Here is a 19827-nt window from a genome sequence, read left to right on the forward strand (position 1 = left end):
ATGAAAAGAAAATCTCATATTAAATGGTCATGGATAATAATAGTGAGCTTTTTTGTGTTGTCCATAATAGACTTTAGATTTGGTATATTTGGATTTGTATGTATGACTGCACCAATATATCATGCACTAAGAGGTAGAGGAAAAGTACATTGTTCACATTATTGTCCTAGAGGATCATTTTTAGGTAAATTTCTACAAAAAATAAACTTAGGAAACAATATGCCTAAATGGATGAAAACAAAAAAAGCTAAAAATACATTACTTGGAATAATGATTACATTACTTTCTATATCACTAATACATTCACAAGGCGATTTCAATAAAATAGCATTTAGCTTATTTAGATTTATGGGAGTATCGTTTATAGTAGGAATTATGATGGGAATTATATTCAAACCTCGTAGTTGGTGTCAAGTATGTCCCATGGGATATAGTACAGGATTAATTAAAAAAGCAAAAGATAAAAGAAAAGCAATTTAACAAAAAAACTACTTAGTAAGATAAAAACTAAGTAGTTTTTTTGTTGTCAAATAATGTGGAAAAGAAAAATAAATTGTTGTGCCAAAATAGTCATATAGCCCTATATTATACTTGACCCTATGTGGTTTATACTATAAAATAAGCATTAGAGATTCGAGCTATTTAGACTTATTTAGATAAAATAGCTTTAAAAAATAATGTTAAGAGAAATGATTAACATTATTTTTTTTGACTTTAGTACTGGAAAAAGTTAGTTAAACTATAGATATACCCTTTGAGGTGTTGGGTAAATAGGAAAGAATGATTTTGATAATTACTATATTAATATTTATTATATTAATATTTATTATATTAATATTTATTATATTAATATTTATTATATTAATATTTATTATATTACCTAATTGTTTGACATATAGATATAAAGCTAAATTAATAGCATGTAATATAGGTTGTAAAGAATTCAAAAAATAATATCATACATATTTAATATTATAAGAAATTGAACATACTGATTCTATATTTAATGATTATTTTTAAAATTACTATAAGTAAATATGTCCTAAAGATGGTAATATAAGTTCTATAGAACATAAAATTAAGTGTTCTATTCATGATGAAAGTGTTTCATATATTTAGCGATTGTATGAATAGCCGATGTGAATATGGTGAAAGGAGAATTAGGATAGAAGCAAGTAATATCAATAGGTTTAACACAACTCTAAAATGTACATTTTAAGTGATATAATACATAGTGGCATTCAGCCAAAATATACAAATTAGGAAATTAAGGTGATATAACAAAGTACCTATACATTATATAGATGAAAAAGACAAAAGAAACTATTTGAGAGAGGGTGAATAAGATGACTGAATTGAGAAGTATTCCATTTTCACCACCAGATATTTCAGATGAAGAAATCAATGAAGTAGTTGATACATTAAAGTCTGGTTGGATTACAACAGGGCCTAAAACTAAATTATTCGAAAAGAAAATTGCTGAGTATTGCAATACATCAAAAGCAGTCGCTCTCAATTCAGCGACAGTTGCAATGGAGATGACTTTAAGGCTTCTAGGAATTGGACCAGGAGATGAAGTCATTACTTGTGCATACACTTATTCTGCATCTGCAAGTGTTATCGCTCATGTAGGTGCAAAAGTCGTTCTTGTAGACTCAGGAAAAGACTCTTTCCACATCGATTATGATGCGATTGCCGATGCTATTACAGATAGGACAAAAGCCATCATTCCAGTTGATATCGCAGGTGTGATGTGTGATTACGATAGAATTTTTGAAGCTGTTAAAAACAAGAAACAATTATTCATTGCATCAAATGGTCTGCAAAAGGCATTTGGAAGAGTGGTTGTTATTGCTGATGCAGCTCACTCAATAGGGGCTACTTATAAAAGAAAAATGAGTGGCGAAGTTGCTGACTTTACATCTTTCTCTTTTCATGCTGTAAAAAATTTAACTACAGCTGAAGGTGGAATGGTTACGTGGAGAGATATCGAAGGCATTAATAATGAAGAAATTTATAAGCAGTATATGCTACTATCCCTTCACGGCCAATCAAAAGATGCATTATCTAAGACTAAGCTTGGCGCGTGGGAATATGACATTGTAGCTCCAAACTATAAATGCAACATGACTGATATTATGGCATCTTTAGGGTTAGCACAATTTAAGAGATATCCTGAGATTCTTGTAAGAAGAAGAGAGATTATTGAAAAATATGATGAGTTATTAGCTGATTTGGATGTGATGATTATGAAGCATTATGATCATGGTTATTCTTCTTCAGGACATCTGTATTTATTAAGACTTAATGGAAAAGACGAAACATTTAGAAATGATGTAATTATTAAGATGGCTGAGAAAGATGTTTCTACAAATGTTCACTACAAGCCACTTCCAATGCATACAGCTTATAAGAACTTAGGGTTTAAAATGGAAGATTATCCGAATGCGTTTGATATGTATAGAAATGAGATTACACTACCCCTTCATACTTTATTGACTGATGAGGATATTGAGTATGTGGTTGGTAGAATAAAAGAATCATTAGATGAGCTTAAGTAATGGGGTGAAGGTGTGTATCGTAATTTTTTTAAGAGACTATTCGATTTAGTATTAGCAATTATAGCACTTCCATTCTGGTTGATTATTTTAGTTATTGTTGGTTCGATGATTTATTTTCAGGACAATGGCTCAATCTTCTATAATGCGCCTCGATTAGGTAAGGATGGGAAGGTATTTAAAATGTATAAGTTTAGGTCCATGAAGATGAATGCACCAGATATACGTAATGAAGATGGATCCACTTTTAATTCAGCGGACGATCCAAGGCTTACGAGGATAGGTAAGTTCATCAGAAAGACAAGCCTTGATGAGACACCACAGCTTTTAAATATCATTAAAGGGAATATGAGCATCATTGGCCCTAGACCAGATCTTCCAGAACATATGGACCTGTATGAAGGAAATGAAGCTAGAAAGCTTGAGATAAGACCAGGAGTTACTGGCTATAATCAAGCCTACTTTAGAAATACAATCCCTTGGAAAGAAAGAATCAAGAATGACATTTATTACATTGATCATTTGACAATGTGGATGGATATCAAGGTATTTTTTAAAACTGCTATATTGGTTCTTAAGAAGGAATATGTATTTGTAGAACAGAAATCAGAAAACAAGAATGGTGAGAAATCCAATGTCTAGTAAAAATTATGAGCTAAGGTCACTACAGTGGGATACAGATTACTTTGGTGTTAGTTCAGCTAGGGTGAATCTGAGTGGCATTTTAGATGAGAGAGGTCAAGAAGAAGTGTTCGAGTTTTGCAAAGGCTATGACTTTGTTACCATCTCAAATATTTACAATATACAAGAGAATAACCACTGGATAGGAAATAGAACGAATGCTTTTCTTGCTGATATGAACATTCAGTTCCTGAAAATTTTGTCTGATAAGCCAGACTATAAAGATGATAAAACTTATGTGGTGAATTGCTTATCAAGGAATGAACAGATTGTTGATATTGCCAGGAAGTCATTTAATTATTCTAGGTTTTTTAATGATCCCAAGCTACCGCAAGAACAAGCCAAGAATATTTATGTTCACTGGACTGAGTACGCTTTTAATCAGCAGAAAAAGTATTTCGTTATATCTGAGAGAGAAGGTAATGTGGCGGGTTATATACTTTTTTCTTTTAATGAAGACAGTAGTGTAATTGAGCTTATAGCTGTTGATGAGAAATATCAAGGACAAAGAGTTGGGAAATCACTGATTCGTACCATGGAATCATTTGTTATAGATCAAGGAATCAAAAATATCAAAGTTGGAACACAGGTGAACAACATATCTGCAGCTCAGTTTTATAATGCTAGGGGATTTAAGTATGTGAGCTGCGGGAGCATGTATCATTTGTGGATAAGATAATGAACTAATAGTCTAGGGAAGTGATGCTATGAAAAAAATATTAATTGTGTCTACGGTAAGCAGACAATTTTATTTGTTTGAACAAGGAAATATTGAAGTACTGAAGTCTTTAAGCTATGAAGTTCATGGTGCTGCTAACTTTGAAGATGTAAATGAAAGATTGGATGCACTTGACATTGTAAGACATCATTTTGACATTCAAAGATCACCTTTTTCTTTGAAAAATATTAAAGCATACAAACAATTAAAGAAGATAATGAAATCAGAGAGTTTTGATGTTGTACATTGCCATTCACCTATGGGGGGTGTTTTGGCCAGATTAGCTGCCAAATCAGTAGGGTTGAAAACAGTGATTTATACAGCACATGGTTTTCACTTTTATAAAGGAGCACCTATTATAAACTGGTTATTATATTATCCAGTTGAAAAATGGCTTTCAAGATATACAGATATTCTAATTACAATCAATAAAGAGGATTTTGACAGAGCTAAATCTTTCAAAACATGTAGAGTAGAGTATGTACCTGGGATAGGTATTGATGTTAGTAAATTTAATCTAAATGATGAATTTAAACGTAGAAAAAGGAAAGCGCTAAATATTTCTGAAGATGCAATTGTAATATTGTCAGTTGGGGAACTTAATAAAAACAAGAATCATGAAGTTGTTATAAAAGCAATATCAAAAACATTAAATAAAAATATTGAATATATTGTATGTGGTCAAGGGGAGTTACAAAATTATTTAGAGAAAATGGTAATTGAATTGGGCTTAAGAACAAAAGTAAAGTTATTAGGGTTTAGGAATGATATCAGTGAAATATACTCAGCAGTAGATCTGTTTGTCTTTCTATCTTATAGAGAAGGCCTCTCTGTTTCTCTGATGGAAGCGATGGCGTCTGGATTGCCTGTTATAGCATCAAGAATTAGAGGTAATACTGATTTAATTCAAGATGGTAGTGGTGGGTTTTTGCATGAACCAAGAGATTATCTTGGTATTGCTAAGAGTGTTGATGAATTATATGAAAATGAAAGATTGCGAACCAAAATGGGGTTTTTGAATAAGGAAAAAGTAAAGAAATATGATAAGCAGGTTGTGAAAAAAAGGATAAGAGAGTTGTATGATGCGTTGCAATAAAGTAATAAGTATAAAAAGGTGGCGACATAGTGAAAAGAATATTTATGTTAATGAAATATTACTTGGATCCTAATACAGATAGTCATTTTCCAAAATTTGATTATCAAATTGAAACACTCGAGAAAATGGATTACGAAGTTTATTATTTAGGTATTGAAAAAAATAACATCTATTTATGTAATGGAACAAATAAAGAGTTTATTTGTAGTTACTATAATACTAAAATACAAAGTCTTAAGACTATTTTTATATATAATTCTTTGTATAAAGCTACAATAAAAGTTATTGAAAAAGGGTTGAATTTTGATATTGCGTATATTAGATATATGCCTGTAAGTTGGAATTTTAAGAAAGCTTTGGTCAAGCTTAAAAATATAATGTGTAAGATGGTTGTAGAGATTCCAACTTATCCTATAGAAAAAGAAATAAATTTAGAATCTAGATTTATAAGGAAAATATATTTTAAGATTTCACATAAATATTTTGTTAATCAATCTCACCATATTGATTTATTTGCGTTAATAGGAGAAAAATCTTCATATTTTGCAGGGAGGCCTGCAATTAATATTGAAAATGGAATTAGTTTAAAAGACATACCTTTAAGAAATCCAAATTTCAAGAAAGATGATATACATATATTGTGTTTAGCTAATATGGCTAAGTGGCATGGATACGATAGACTTATTGAAGGTTTAAGATTGTATAAAAATAATAGTAATAAAATAAGCGTAACTATACATCTAGTTGGCTCAGATGCTGATGGATCGATGAGACAGTGGAGGGAGCTAGTAAAGAATTATCAATTGGAAAATAATGTGATTTTTGAAGGGCCAAAGCATGGAAGTGATTTGGACTGGTATTTTGATAGATGCCAAGTTGCCGTCGGTTCTCTTGGACTACACAGAATAGGATATAGTTCAGCAGCTACTTTGAAGGTAAGAGAATATATGTCTAGAGGAATTCCATTTATTCTGTCTGGATATGATCAAAGTATTACTGACCAAGAGGACTTTTATATTAAAGTTCCTGAAGATGACTCTCCTATTAAAATTGATACAATAATTTCTAAAATCATTGACATAAATAACTGGAATATATTAGGGAATAATATGAGAAAGTATGCTGAAGATAATATGTCATGGAAAAACCAGTTCATTAAAATAATCAGAAATATAGGTGAATAATATGAGAATAGCAATGACAGTCTCAAATAATGTAATTGATGACGTGAGAGTTATTAAAGAAGCCAAGGTGTTAGTTGGCTTGGGACATGAAGTATACATTTTTGGCAACGATAAAGAAGAGAATGAATTTGTTATCGATGAAATTAATGTAATTAATTCTAAGTATCCAATGATTAAGAGGTTGGCAAAAAAATCAAAATCCAAAATTGTTCAAGATGGTAATACCACAAAAGAAATAAATCAGAATAAGGTCAAATTTATTCAAACAATGAAGACGAAGCTGATGGATGTCCTTAAAGGGTTTGCAATAATTTTAATAATCGAAACCACACAAAGTAGGATTTTTAAAAAGTTGAGGAAAACAGGATTAGCATTTGACTATATTCACTGTCATGACTTAGACACTCTAGGAGTTGGTGTGAAGTATAAAAACATAAATAAATGCAAATTAGTTTATGATTCTCATGAACTTTGGACTGAAATGAGCGGAATTAACAAATATGTAAAGAAAAGATATTCGCGAAAAGAGAAAAAGTACTTGTATGGTGTAGATTATTTGATTACAGTTTCACCATCGATTATTAGGGAACTAAATAGTAGATATGAGATTAATATTCCTGCAGTGTTGTTGAGAAACATTCCATCATACGACGCTACTAAGCTTGCTGCAATACCAGATGATAGAAAAGTAAAGTTGTTGTACATTGGTTATTTTATTAAAGGTAGGGGAATAGAAAACATTATTGATCAAGCGGTTAGATTTCCTAACAACACTGAATTAACTTTAATAGTACAAAATGAAAGAGAAATATTAGACGAATTGAATAGAAGAGTAAATGATAAGAACTTGAATAACAAAGTTCGGATTACAACATTTGTACCACAAAATGAGGTTATTAATGAAATTTCTAAGTTTGATATTGGATTGTTACCGTATTTACCCGTATCACTTAATAATCTCTATTGTTTGCCTAATAAACTATTCCAATATCTGTCTGCTGGTGTTTGTATAGTAGCTAATAGCTTACCAGATGTAAAAAATATTATTGATAAGTATGAGTGTGGTGTAACTTATGATGGTTCAGAAACACTAGTTAACATTATAAAAGAGCTTAGTTCGAACAAAAAAAAATTATATCAATATAAGAAAAATTCTCTAAGAGCAATTGATTTAGAACTTAATTGGGAAACAGAAAAAGAATCACTAATATCAGTATACGAGGAATGTAAAAAGAATGAAGAATAATAGCGTGTTAAAATCAATTCCATATTCGATTACTAAAATATTGGGATATATTGTTTCTATGTTGGCTTTGCCCATATTAACAAACTTGTTTGACAAGACACAATTTGGAATGATTTCAACATTAGAAGCTAAAATAACACTAATAGTTTCAATTTTCTTATTTGGAATTCCTCAATCATATATTAGGTTTTACAATAGATACTCGAGATCTAATCAAATTGATGTTTTAAACTCAAGTTTTTTATTTTTGATTGGAATTGTGTTTATTCTAGCTTCTACAATAAGTTATATTGTATTATCTTTTGGAAATGTTAACAATGTTTCAGTAATAATACTTGCATTCTTAGTTGGAAATCTGGTTATTATGCAACAGATAAGTTCAATTATCAGAGCAAAAGAAAAAACATTACTTCATTCACTTATTCTCGGTCTAAATGATATTTTGAGCTACGCATTACCAATTGCTATCTTATATATGTTTGGAATTTCAATAAATAATTACTTTTTAAGTAAGTTGATTGTACCGCTAAGTATATTTCTTCTTATTCTTTTAGTTGTAAAGAAAGAATTAAAGTTTGTAGGTGTGAAAGGAACAATTATAAAGGAAATGCTAGTATTTGGTATTCCTTTAGTTTTAGTTAGTATTGGGGGAACTATTTTTTCATCAGGGGATAGAATTATAATAAACCATATTATGGGTTCAGAACAAGTTGCAGTATATTCTGTAGCCTCAAAGATAGCACATGCAATACAACAGTTAATGATTTTTCCGATTAATATGGTTTTGTTTCCTATGTATATAAGAATATGGGAAGAAGAAGGTCGAAAGAGAACGGAACAAATTTTATCAAAATGGTTTATTGTATATGTTTTCATTGCAACGGCAATTATTGCAGGTTCAATCTCAATAAGAAAAGAAGCAATGGTGTTATTATCAAACTCATCGTATATCGATGGAGCAATCATAATACCTATTTTAACCGCAGGATTATTAATTTATGGGGGATATTATTTTATATCAGCAGGATTTTTTGTATCCAATAGAACATTTAATTTAGGCATAATAATTTTTTCAACAAGTCTTTTAAATGTTGCGCTAAATTATATTATGGGGAAATATATGGGGTTAATTGGTGTAGCACTAGCAACTGCTATAGCATATGTAGTTTTCATGATAATAACATACATTATCGGCAATAAAATACTTACTATAAAATTTTACTGGACACAAATAATTAAATTTATTATTTCAGCGATTATTATGATTCTGGTGTTAAGTATGCTATCAGGGAGCAAAAGTATATTAATTGACTTATTAGTAAAGATAAGTGTTGGATTTATTGTGTATGTTGTTTTGAATATAAGGTTCGTAATAAAACAATTAAGAGGTTAGGTGTTGATTATGATAAAAAATATTGAAAATATTACAGATTCTATTATAGATGAGACGATTAGTAATATTCGTATAGTTGGTAAGGACCAGTATTCTGATCTAAATCTTGAATATCCTGAATGCTATGCTATGTTTATTATATCCCTTAATTATAAATACAAAGTTACGAATAATGCTTGGTATAGAGATCAAGCTGAAAAATATATTGGTTTTTTATTAGAACTTGCTAATAAAACTGATAAAGAAATATGGTGGGGACTTCCATTTGATTGGGGAGATACGAAAACTAGTGATGGTTTTCTTATAACAACTGCTTTTTGTCTTAAAGCATTATATATATGGTATGAAGATGGTGTATTTACTGACAATGATACAATTAAAAAAGTACTGAGATATTGTTTTTCTCTGTATTGTGAGGATGAGGAAGATGGTTTTTGGTACTCAAAGAAATTAAATAAAAACATTTATAATGCTACTTCTATTGCTGTAGGAGTGATGGCTCAAGCGAAGGAATTTCTGTCATCACAACAAATAGTTAAACTTAACAAAAGCGTTGATACATTAATTACTTCTCAAAAGTATGGTTATTGGAATTATTCAAATGAAAAGGTGGATGTTGATCTTTTGCATCAATGCTATACGTGTGAAGGGATTTTCGAATATGCTAATATGTTTGACAATCAAGAGGCTTTAAAAGTTGCCTTAGCAGGGGTAGATTTTGTTATAAATAATATGAATGTTGAAAAGATGGAAAGATATTTATTTAGACTGTCAGATCCTGAAAAGAAGACGACTCGGTTAAAATATATGTTATTAAGAAGCTATTCAATTTTGAATACTGAGGATATTAGGTTTTCAAAATCTAGAGCATGGAGTTTCGGTGCATATATTCGAGTACTCATATATAGTTACAGTTTTTCAAAAGAGAAAAAGTATCTAAAGGTACTAAATGACCTAATCAGTTATTTCTATTCGAATTTTGTATTAGATAAATCGATATTATTTACAGTAAATTCAAAAGATAGTTATGTGAGAAACACTTTTCATATTCTACATTCTTTATGTCAGTATGAATTTTTTGTAAGTAACGGTGAAGATTATGATTAACATTATTACTACAATACTAATATTGTCAACCATAGGAGAATTTATTCCTATTCCAGGTATTGAAATTAATCAATTATTAATTTTATGTATGGCACCATTTTACTTTTTGAAAGCTAAGAAAAGATACAGATATTATCCATTCAATTTAATTGTAATGGTCTTAGTCTTTCTTTATGTTTATATATTTTTTCAAGGGGCTACATTGGCTTTTGATTTTATTGAATTCATCAAAACAGCTAAAAATTATGCAGTAGCTTTTATTTTTATATCAATGGTAATTGTACTAGATATTGACGAATTTAGGTTAATTTTGAGGAGGTATGTAAATTTTAGTAGTGTTTTCTTTTTGATCGAATATACACTAGGATATTTTAACATTGATGGCATCTATAATTTGCTTTTCAATCCACCTTTTGCGAATATTAGAAATGTAGCCAACTTTCTAAGTCCAAATTCTTATGGGATAATTTTATCAATTTTGATAGTTGGGAATCTCTATTTATTTTTCAATGAAAGTAAAAAATATTATTTTGTGTTTGCTATGCTTCTAGTATTACCTTTATTAACAACTGCATCAAGAAGTGGACTAATAATATTAGTAAGTGGAATTTTTATCTACGTGTTTATTCGGTTTAGACTACCAATAAAAATTCTAGCGATTCTTACAGTAATCTTTGGAGTATATTCATTTTTTTCTGAGCGACTCTTAAGCTTTCTATATCAGCACACATCATCATACTTTGTACGACGATTTATTTTATATTTAGAATCCGGCAATCTATTTGGAGATAGAATGAATGAATACAATTTGATTTTTAATGCTTATAGTGATTCTTGGTTTGTTGGTCTTGGCTTCGGGAATATTACAGGGAGTAATGAAATATATACTGGGATGAGTTCAATGCATAATGAGTATTTCAGATTTTTCATAGAAGCTGGGATAGTGGGAGGTATCTTATTTTTTCTATTAATTTCTATTTTATTATATGCGATGGTCAAAGTCATTAAGTCAAAAAATGTTGATAGAGACACCAAGGCATTATTTGTGACTTATTCAGCAATGTTTCTCATAGCTGAAATGCAATATAATTTTTTCGATGCTCATAGAGAAGGTATTATTTTGATATTTATTGGATTTTCATCCATTATGTATTTCTCTAGGAAATTTAAAGATGTTCATAAAAAGGTAAATAATCCAAGGTCGTGTGAATTAATTAATAATAAAAGAGAGGACGGAGTGATAATTTGAAATTAGTAACAATAATTGGTGCTAGACCACAATTTATTAAGGCGGCACCTTTTTCAGAAATATTTAGAAAAGAAAATGAAGAAATATTAGTTCATACAGGACAACATTATGATAAAAATATGTCTAATATATTTTTTGACGAATTAAAAATACCTAAGCCAGACTATAACTTATCAGTAGGATCTGGTAGCCATGGAAAGCAAACAGCAAAAATGTTAGAAGGTATTGAAGATATAATACTAAAAGAAAATCCAGATGGAATTTTAGTATATGGAGATACAAACTCTACGCTAGCAGGAGCATTAGCTGGGAGTAAGCTATTAATCCCAGTATTTCATGTAGAAGCAGGACTTAGGAGTTATAATAAAAATATGCCAGAAGAACAAAATAGGATACTTACAGATCATATTTCTACACTATTACTATGTCCTACACAAACAGCAATAGATAATTTAAAAACAGAAGGTATTAAAGAGGGAGTAATAAATACAGGAGATATAATGTATGATGCAGTACTTAGAAACACTAAAATTTCAGATGAAAAATATAAAAATAGTGAATGGAATTATTTAAAGGAAAAGGATTATTATCTATCTACAATACACAGAGCTGAAAATACAGATAAAAAAGAAAAATTAAAAGATATATTTATAGCACTTAACAAATTGGATAAACCAGTTATCATGCCAATACACCCTAGAACTAAGAAGAAGATAAAAGATTTAAATATTCCTTTAGATAATATAAAAATTATAGAACCAGTGGGATATCTTTTAATGTTATATTTAATAAAAAATGCACATATGGTTATAACAGATTCAGGAGGATTACAAAAAGAAGCTTATTTTTTGAAAACACCATGCACTACATTAAGAGATCAAACTGAATGGGTTGAAACATTGGAAAATGATTGGAATATATTAAGTCAGATAGATGTTCAAAAGATTAAAACTAAGGTACAACGCAAGTTAACATGCTTACAGCATCCACAGCCTAAATCTTTTGGTGAAGGAAATGCTGCTATAAAAATTTGTGAGGCAATAATAAATAGAGGTAATATTAATGAATGATATCAAAAAGAAGTTAATGAACAAAGCACCAACTTTCAGTGTCATAGGATTATACTATGTAGGTATTCCTTTAGCGTTAGAAAAGGCTAAGGCTTGATTTAAGACTATAGTATTCCATGTAGAAGAGTTTAAAGTTGATATAGTTAATGTAGGCAAGAATGATATTGGTGATGTTGTAAATGAAGATTTAGAACAAATTATAAATCGGGTTTATTATTTGCTACAACTGATTTTTTACAAGTAGTACAGCTGATTGAGTCTCTATACGCGTACGAACGCTACTCGACACATAGCAAAAACCATATATTTGTAGTCTTATCCAAAGTTTATATAGTTTTATAATGAATCTATTATGAAATTTGAATAAAAAGCAATTTAAATTTAATTTATTAAAACTACTAAATATCCAAAAGTTTAAAGTTTTTAACTAGATTATTATCTAATAATAAATTTAAAAACTAAACTATATAATAGAATAATTATTATATTACAATTTTTAATATGAAAAATAATAAAAGATATAAACCAGAATTTAAAACAAAAGTTATATTAGAGATATTGAAAGATAATAGAAATTTAAAGGATATCATTAATGAATATGAAATTACTTATTCCACTTTGAGAAGTTAGAAAAACCAAGTAATTAATAAAATGCGAGAATTATTAGTGAGGAAATCAAACTCAGACATTGAATTGAGTAATATACACTATCCACACATATTAATATATAATGTGGAAAAGTGATTTGTAATATCTCACTATATGTGGATAAAACATTCTAGCAAATTTAAATTTTAATAAATATTATATATAAAAAAAACGATTACTAATAAATTTATTAGTAATCGTTTTTTTTATATATAAAGACTGAAAGAACTTTCAAAATCACTTCATTAAATGAATAAAATAGAAGAAATAACTAGAAAAATGAAAGTAAAACCAAAATGGTCTATATATATTGAAAATAGTTTCGGAAGTTATATAATAATACATAAGATATGAGAGAAGGGGGTGAATTAATGGATATAAAGAATAATTTGATAGTGTCATGTCAGGCATTAGAAGATGAACCACTTCATTCTTCATTTATAATGGGAAGAATGGCTATTGCAGCTAAGCAGGGAGGTGCTAAAGGAATAAGAGCAAATTCTGTAGAAGATATTTTAGAAATAAAAGAGAAAGTGGACTTACCTATAATTGGAATAATAAAAAAAGAATATGATGACAGTAATGTTTATATAACGCCAACTATTAAAGAAGTGGATATGCTAGTAAGATGTGAAGTTGATATTATAGCAATAGATGCTACAAATAGAATTCGACCTAATAATTTAACTTTAGAAGATTTTTTTAATAATATAAGAAATAAATATCCTGATGTTAAATTGATGGCTGATTGTTCTAATTATAAAGAAGCAATATATGCAAATAAACTTGGTTTTGATTATATAGGAACTACTTTAGTAGGCTATACTGATTATACTAAAAACAAAAGAATTGAATATAATGATTTTGAACTAATAAGAAAAATACTTAAATATATTGATGTACCATTAATTGCAGAAGGAAACATAGATACACCTGAAAAAGCAAAGCGTGTTATTGAATTAGGTTGTCATAGTGTTGTAGTAGGATCTATGATAACAAGACCACAAGTTATAACTGAAAAATTTGTAAAAACAATTAAAAATCAGGAGTGATAATAATGATGGAAAGAATCGAAAAAATATTTTTACCTTTAGCTAACAAATTATCTACAAATAGATATTTAGCAGCTATAAGAGATGGTTTTGTGGCAATATTACCAATAATGATAGCGGGATCTTTTTTCATACTGATTAATAACGTTTTCATAGGAGAGGATGGATTTACAGATAAGTTATTTGGTATGCCTTTTGAAAACTTGAAACAATTAGGAGCAAGTATAGCACCTGCAACATTGTCAGTCATGTCAATATTATTAACCTTTACAACCGCTAAGGCATTAACTGAGTATTATAAGGATGATACAACTATACTACCTACAATTTCAGTAGTTTCATTATTTATATTAATGCCAATAACTTTTGATGGAGACCTTGGTATAGAATATATCAATACATTTTATACAGGTTCAGCAGCATTATTTATGGCATTTATATCATCTATTTTTACTGTAGAAATATTGCATAGACTTTCTAAAGTAAAAAAGTTAATAATAAAGATGCCTGAAAGTGTACCACCATCCATAGCAAGATCGTTTAATAAATTAGTCCCTGTATTAATTACCATGTTAATATTTGGTGTGATTAGAATTATAACAAATCTAATAGGTTCACCTTTAAATAATTTAATATTTGAGTTAATACAAACTCCTTTTACTAACATTGTAAGTTCAACTGCAGGAGTAATAATTATTTATTTCTTATACATGTTGTTATGGGGTATGGGAGTTCATAGTGCTTTTATATTTAACCCTATTTTAGAACCTATATTTTTAACTTCTTTAAGTGAAAATGTAGCTAATGTAGAAGCTGGAAGTGCAATGACTGAAATAATTACTAAGCCTTTTATAGATTCTTTTATGTTTATGGGGGGTGCAGGTAATATGCTTGCTTTAATAATAGCTATATTTATTGTATCAAGAAAAGAAGAGTATCGTAAAATAGGAAAAATAGGACTAGCTCCTGCACTTTTTAATATTTCAGAACCAATAATGTTTGGATTACCAGTAGTAATGAATCCTATACTTATAATTCCAATGATAGTTTCTACATTAGCAGGACTTGGAATAGGTATGATTGCTACTACTATCGGTATTATATCAAATACTTATATATTAATACCGTGGACTACACCACCTATCATTAGTGCTTTTTTAGCTACAGGAGGAGATTTCTTTGCTGCTATAGTGGCACTTGTTGTTCTAGTAGTTTCAGTTTTAATATACATGCCATTTGTGGCTATAACAAATAAACAAAGGATTGAATATAATGACTAAAGTTTTGGCATTTGATTTAGATGGAACATTAATAAATAATAAAAATGAAGTTATTGGAGGTGAGAAAACTCTTAAATTACTTGATAAAATAAAGAAGTTAGGCTTTGAACTTGTAATTACTACAGGAAGATTAGATCACGATATATATTATATAAATGAAAAATATGGATTAGATATTAAATATAGAATTTCGCAAAATGGAGCAGTTATTCAAGATAAAGTAAGTTCTAAAGCAATGTTATTAGATAAGAAGGAAGCTATAAGGCTGTACAAAAATCTTATAGAAAAATTTAATGATATTAGAATAGAATTAAATACTGTAAGTAATAGGTATTGGCATAGTGAACGTGATCCTGACTTCCCAAAGGAATATTATGACTCATCAGCTATAAAAAAAGATTTTTCTTCTATTATAAAATTTCAACCAATTGTGTTATTTTTATTAATAGGAGATAATTATAGAATAGATAGTGTTCAAAAATATATAAATGAGAATTATGAAAAATTTGACGCAATTAAAACATCAGAAACTTCATTAGAAATATTAAAAACAGGTATATCTAAAGGAAATACTTTGAGAAAGCTTTTTCCAGATTCTAAAATAATATCTATTGGAGATTCTGACAATGATTATTCCATGTTTGAACAGTCTGTAGCTTCTTATTATGTTGGACCTGATCCTAAAGGTGCAATGAAAGCTAAATATAATGTATTAGATATACATGAAGCATTAGTTCATATATATGAGGAGGAAAAGAATAATGACTAATCAAGAAATTGCATTTAATATCATTGCTAATGTAGGTACAGCGAAATCTTTGTATATTGAAATTATCGATAAATGTGAAAAAAGAGAATTTCATGATATAGAAAAAATGTATGAAGAAGCAGAAGAGTATTTAAAAATAGCTCATAAGGCACATTTTAATTTAATTCAAAAAGAAGCAAAGGGAGAAGATGTAAATTTAACATTATTATTAATACATGCAGAAGATCAATTGATGAATGCAGAAACTATTAAAATAATTTCTAAGAAATTTGTTCATATTTATAAGGAGGAATTAAAATGATAAAAATACTATTAGTATGTAATGCGGGAATGTCTACTTCAATATTAGTTGAAAAAATGAAAAAAGAAGCAGAGTTAAAAGATATAGAATCAAAAATATGGGCTCTTTCTAGTAGTGAAGCAAGAAATTTAGAAGAAGATGTAAATGCAGTTTTAGTAGCTCCTCAGTTGAAATTTGCATTAAATGATATTAAGAATATGTTTGAAAATACGCCTGTAGATGTAATAGATATGAAAATTTATGGAACTATAGATGGTAAATCAGCTCTTGAAAAAGCTATGGGAATGATAAAAAAATGAAAATTTTATATATCCCTTTAGATGAAAGACCATGTAATAGGTTGTTTCCTCAATTTATTACAGAAACAAGAGAAGATATAGAATTAATATCTCCTCCTATAGAATTATTAGGAAATAAGAAAAAACCAGCAGATGTAAATAAACTATGGGAATATATATTTTCTAATATTAAGTATTGCGATTATGCAGTATTATCTATAGATATGCTAGTATATGGAGGTTTAATACCATCTAGACTTCATTATTTAGAAAAAGAGGAAGCTAAAAGAAGAATAAATAATATAAAAGAATTAAAAAAATATAATAAAGAAATTAAAGTTTATGCTTTTAATTGTATAATGAGATCACCTCAATATAATTCTTCAGAAGAAGAACCTGAATATTATGCTGAATATGGATATAATTTATTTAGAAAAGCATATTTAAAGGATAAAAAAAATAGAGTTGATTTAACATCAAGGGAATCTGAAGAACTTTCTGAAATAGATATTCCTGAGGAAATATTGAGGGATTATGAAGAAAGAAGAAATTTTAACGTTGATATAAATATTGAAGCTGTAAATTTAGTAAAAGAAAAGGTAATAGACTTTCTTACTATACCTCAAGATGATTCTAGTCCATATGGTTATACAGCTATAGCACAACAAAGAGTTTTAGATTATATTAAAAAATATGAATTAGAATTAAAGATAAATATATATCCTGGAGCTGATGAAGTAGGGTCTTCTTTAATTGCTAGAGCTTTAAATGATTTTTTAGACAGGCAGATTAAAATATACCCTTTCTATTCATCAACACTTGGACCTACTATAATTCCACTATATGAAGATAGACCTATGAATGAAAGTTTAAAATATCATGTAAGAGTATGTAATGGAGTTTTAGTTGAGAATCCAGAAAAAGCAGATATTATTTTAGCTATTAATTCTCCGGGAAAATATATGCAAGAATCTTTTGATCAAAAAGATAAGCTTGACTTAACTTATAAATCTTTTAGAAATTTGCAAGATTTTGTGTTTAAAATAAAGGAATTCATTGGAAGAGGAAAAAAGGTTATAATAAGCGATTCTGCATTTTCAAATGGTGGAGATCTAACATTAATTAAGTATCTTGATAGATTAGAGATATTTGATAAGTTGATTGCATATGGTGGATGGAATACTAATTGTAATACGTTAGGAACAGTTTTATCCTCTGGTATATACGCTTTTGACTCAAAAGATAAAAGTAAAATATTAAAACATTTAATATATAGATTAATTGAAGATGTTATTTATCAAGCTAATGTAAGACAAAATATCACTAATAATTTTCTCCCAAAATATAATTTGTCTTATACTGAGCTAAAAGGCAAAGAAGAATATGTAGAGGAAAAAGTAGAAAAGTTATTATTAAATGAATACAACAAATATAATTTATCAAATGAATATAAATTAAATAATTTTAAAGCATATTTACCATGGAGGCGAATGTTTGAGGTTGGTTTAAAATTTAATATTGAGTAAATCTTGATAAATAGTCTATATGTAATTATAATTACATATAGACTATTTTAAAATAGGAGCTGAGTTTATTGAATAAATTTAAAAGTAATGTTATATCAAAAATTGAAGCTACTTATGAAAATTTTACAAATACAGAAAAGAAAATAGCTGATTTTTTTATATCTAACAAAGAAATTGTTGATTTTTCTGCTAAAAATATAGCTTCAAAATTATATGTTTCTGAAGCTTCATTATCAAGATTTTCTAAAAAAATGAATTTCAAAGGATATAGAGAATTTATATATCAATATAAAAATGCAATGAAACAAGATGATATTAATATAGACAATCTAACTAAAGGTGTACTTGAAACATATGGTGAATTACTAAATAAATCTTATTCTTTGATTGATGATAAACAAATGATAAAAGTAGCAAAGTTATTATTAAAATATGATAAAGTATATACCTATGGTATTGGGAGTTCTGGTACAGTAGCCCAAGAGTTTAGAATAAGATTTATGAGGCTAGGTCTTCATGTAGAGCATATTATTGATGAACATATAATGAAAATGAATAGGGCATTAATTGATGAAAAAACACTTGTAATAGGATTTTCCATAAGTGGAAATAACATAATAAAAGAATCTCTTAAAGTTGCAAAGGAAAAAGGAGCAAAAACTATAATTATAACTTCTAGTAATGATTATAAACTTTATGAGTTTTGTGATGAAGTAATGTTGATAGCAGTCAAAAAAAATTTAGAGATAGGAAATACAATTTCTCCTCAATTTCCAATGTTAGTAATTACGGATGTATTATATGCTCATTTTTTAAATTTAGATTATAAAGATAAAAATGAAATTTTAACAGATACTTTAGAGGGGATAAAATTTAAATAGAACCTTTGTACGTATCTCATAATGTGATACAATAATATATGCTAAAAAAGATATAATTATAATTGTAGGTGAATCAAATGAAAAATGTTAAAAAGTTAATTATTCCTGTACTAATAATAATTGCATTATTATTTTTATATGATGGAGAGGATTTAGGGGATACTAAGGTTATATTTAATGAAGAAGAACTCTTTGAGGGTTATACTTTAATAAATGTAGATGGTGGAGATTTATCAGGACATAGGGAAGAAAAAGTGGTTGTAGATATTGGATTTGGTGATAGAGAGTACTATGCTTTTACTAATGAACATGGTCAATTGGTCAAAGTAGTGGCTGAAGAAATAATACTTCAGGATGATAAAAATGAACCTGTTCTTTCAAATGGAAGATATTATCCAGATGAAGCCAAGGTTCCTGGAGTAGAAAGTAAGTCTTTAGATGAAGGACATATAATAGCGGATTCTCTAGGTGGAGTATCAAATGCCTATAATATTACACCACAAAATAGTACATTAAATAGGCATGGTGATCAAGCTTATATGGAAAAAGCTATTAGAGATTCTGGTGGAGCTACAGATTTTACTGCTATAATTACCTATCCTGATACAAAGACTCATATTCCTAATAAGTATAGTTATACTTATACTATAAAAGGTAATACAGTTCGAGATGAATTTGAAAATATAAATCCTGATGGTGCTACTAGGGATGTAGAATCTGATAATATTTTAGAAAAAATAATAGATATTATTACAGATATACTATCAATTCTAGAGTAAGAAATAGAGTT

Annotated in this window: 20 protein-coding genes; all 20 read left to right on the plus strand. The window is 28.4% G+C overall.

The features are described 5' to 3' along the window. The 20 genes from E0D94_RS02920 to E0D94_RS03010 all read left to right on the plus strand — a co-directional run bounded on the left by E0D94_RS02920 (position 1) and on the right by E0D94_RS03010 (position 19816). Entirely contained in the window at positions 1-480 is a 480-nt protein-coding gene (locus E0D94_RS02920) for a 4Fe-4S binding protein (RefSeq protein WP_130805807.1), read from the plus strand. 866 nt (positions 481-1346) lie between these two features. Then, positions 1347-2561 (plus strand): DegT/DnrJ/EryC1/StrS family aminotransferase, encoded by a 1215-nt coding sequence (locus E0D94_RS02925; protein WP_130805808.1) that lies wholly within the window; start codon positions 1347-1349, stop codon positions 2559-2561. A gap of 12 nt (positions 2562-2573) precedes the next feature. Next, positions 2574-3200: a sugar transferase gene (locus E0D94_RS02930; protein WP_130805809.1), complete on the plus strand. Its 627-nt coding sequence runs from the start codon at positions 2574-2576 to the stop codon at positions 3198-3200. Continuing rightward, positions 3193-3918, plus strand: a complete 726-nt coding sequence (locus tag E0D94_RS02935; protein WP_165442842.1) for a GNAT family N-acetyltransferase — start codon at positions 3193-3195, stop codon at positions 3916-3918. The genes E0D94_RS02930 and E0D94_RS02935 overlap by 8 nt, the downstream gene beginning before the upstream one ends. Before the next feature lie 46 nt (positions 3919-3964). Further along, positions 3965-5053 (plus strand): glycosyltransferase family 4 protein, encoded by a 1089-nt coding sequence (locus tag E0D94_RS02940; RefSeq protein ID WP_207289615.1) that lies wholly within the window; start codon positions 3965-3967, stop codon positions 5051-5053. Positions 5054-5082: 29 nt separating this feature from the next. Next, positions 5083-6237 carry a glycosyltransferase gene (locus E0D94_RS02945; protein ID WP_130805812.1) on the plus strand — a complete coding sequence of 385 codons (1155 nt, stop codon included), beginning with the start codon at positions 5083-5085 and terminating at the stop codon, positions 6235-6237. Position 6238: 1 nt separating this feature from the next. After that, positions 6239-7483 (plus strand): glycosyltransferase, encoded by a 1245-nt coding sequence (locus E0D94_RS02950; RefSeq protein ID WP_130805813.1) that lies wholly within the window; start codon positions 6239-6241, stop codon positions 7481-7483. Continuing rightward, entirely contained in the window at positions 7473-8876 is a 1404-nt protein-coding gene (locus E0D94_RS02955; RefSeq protein WP_130805814.1) for an oligosaccharide flippase family protein, read from the plus strand. Before E0D94_RS02950 ends, E0D94_RS02955 begins: the two co-directional genes overlap by 11 nt. Continuing rightward, positions 8877-9983, plus strand: coding sequence for a hypothetical protein (locus E0D94_RS02960; protein WP_130805815.1), 1107 nt, complete (start codon positions 8877-8879; stop codon positions 9981-9983). It begins immediately after the preceding gene. Between the two features lie 22 nt (positions 9984-10005). Beyond that, positions 10006-11232 (plus strand): O-antigen ligase family protein, encoded by a 1227-nt coding sequence (locus tag E0D94_RS02965; RefSeq protein WP_165442844.1) that lies wholly within the window; start codon positions 10006-10008, stop codon positions 11230-11232. Beyond that, positions 11229-12302 carry a non-hydrolyzing UDP-N-acetylglucosamine 2-epimerase gene (gene wecB, locus E0D94_RS02970; RefSeq protein ID WP_130805817.1) on the plus strand — a complete coding sequence of 358 codons (1074 nt, stop codon included), beginning with the start codon at positions 11229-11231 and terminating at the stop codon, positions 12300-12302. Before E0D94_RS02965 ends, wecB begins: the two co-directional genes overlap by 4 nt. Positions 12303-12803: 501 nt before the next feature. Further along, on the plus strand, positions 12804-12932 hold the full coding sequence (locus E0D94_RS15010) for a transposase (protein WP_242620472.1): 129 nt from the start codon (positions 12804-12806) through the stop codon (positions 12930-12932). Between the two features lie 389 nt (positions 12933-13321). Beyond that, complete coding sequence (locus E0D94_RS02975) at positions 13322-14002, plus strand: N-acetylmannosamine-6-phosphate 2-epimerase (RefSeq protein WP_130805818.1); 681 nt, start codon at positions 13322-13324, stop codon at positions 14000-14002. A gap of 5 nt (positions 14003-14007) precedes the next feature. Then, positions 14008-15282 (plus strand): PTS sugar transporter subunit IIC, encoded by a 1275-nt coding sequence (locus tag E0D94_RS02980; protein WP_130805819.1) that lies wholly within the window; start codon positions 14008-14010, stop codon positions 15280-15282. Continuing rightward, positions 15275-16051 carry an HAD-IIB family hydrolase gene (locus E0D94_RS02985; protein ID WP_130805820.1) on the plus strand — a complete coding sequence of 259 codons (777 nt, stop codon included), beginning with the start codon at positions 15275-15277 and terminating at the stop codon, positions 16049-16051. Before E0D94_RS02980 ends, E0D94_RS02985 begins: the two co-directional genes overlap by 8 nt. Beyond that, entirely contained in the window at positions 16044-16352 is a 309-nt protein-coding gene (locus E0D94_RS02990; RefSeq protein ID WP_130805821.1) for a PTS sugar transporter subunit IIA, read from the plus strand. The genes E0D94_RS02985 and E0D94_RS02990 overlap by 8 nt, the downstream gene beginning before the upstream one ends. Further along, the gene (locus E0D94_RS02995) at positions 16349-16651 is read left to right on the plus strand and encodes a PTS sugar transporter subunit IIB (RefSeq protein ID WP_130805822.1); all 303 of its coding nucleotides are present in this window, start codon (positions 16349-16351) and stop codon (positions 16649-16651) included. The genes E0D94_RS02990 and E0D94_RS02995 overlap by 4 nt, the downstream gene beginning before the upstream one ends. Beyond that, a complete protein-coding gene (locus E0D94_RS03000) occupies positions 16648-18156 on the plus strand; it encodes a DUF4127 family protein (protein WP_130805823.1) in 1509 nt (502 codons plus the stop codon). Before E0D94_RS02995 ends, E0D94_RS03000 begins: the two co-directional genes overlap by 4 nt. Positions 18157-18224: 68 nt before the next feature. Next, a complete protein-coding gene (locus E0D94_RS03005; RefSeq protein WP_130805824.1) occupies positions 18225-19037 on the plus strand; it encodes a MurR/RpiR family transcriptional regulator in 813 nt (270 codons plus the stop codon). A gap of 77 nt (positions 19038-19114) precedes the next feature. Further along, positions 19115-19816, plus strand: a complete 702-nt coding sequence (locus E0D94_RS03010) for a DNA/RNA non-specific endonuclease (RefSeq protein WP_130805825.1) — start codon at positions 19115-19117, stop codon at positions 19814-19816. The last annotated feature ends 11 nt before the right edge of the window (positions 19817-19827 follow it).

The organism is Senegalia massiliensis (genome assembly GCF_900626135.1).
GTDB lineage: Bacteria > Bacillota > Clostridia > Tissierellales > SIT17 > Anaeromonas > Anaeromonas massiliensis.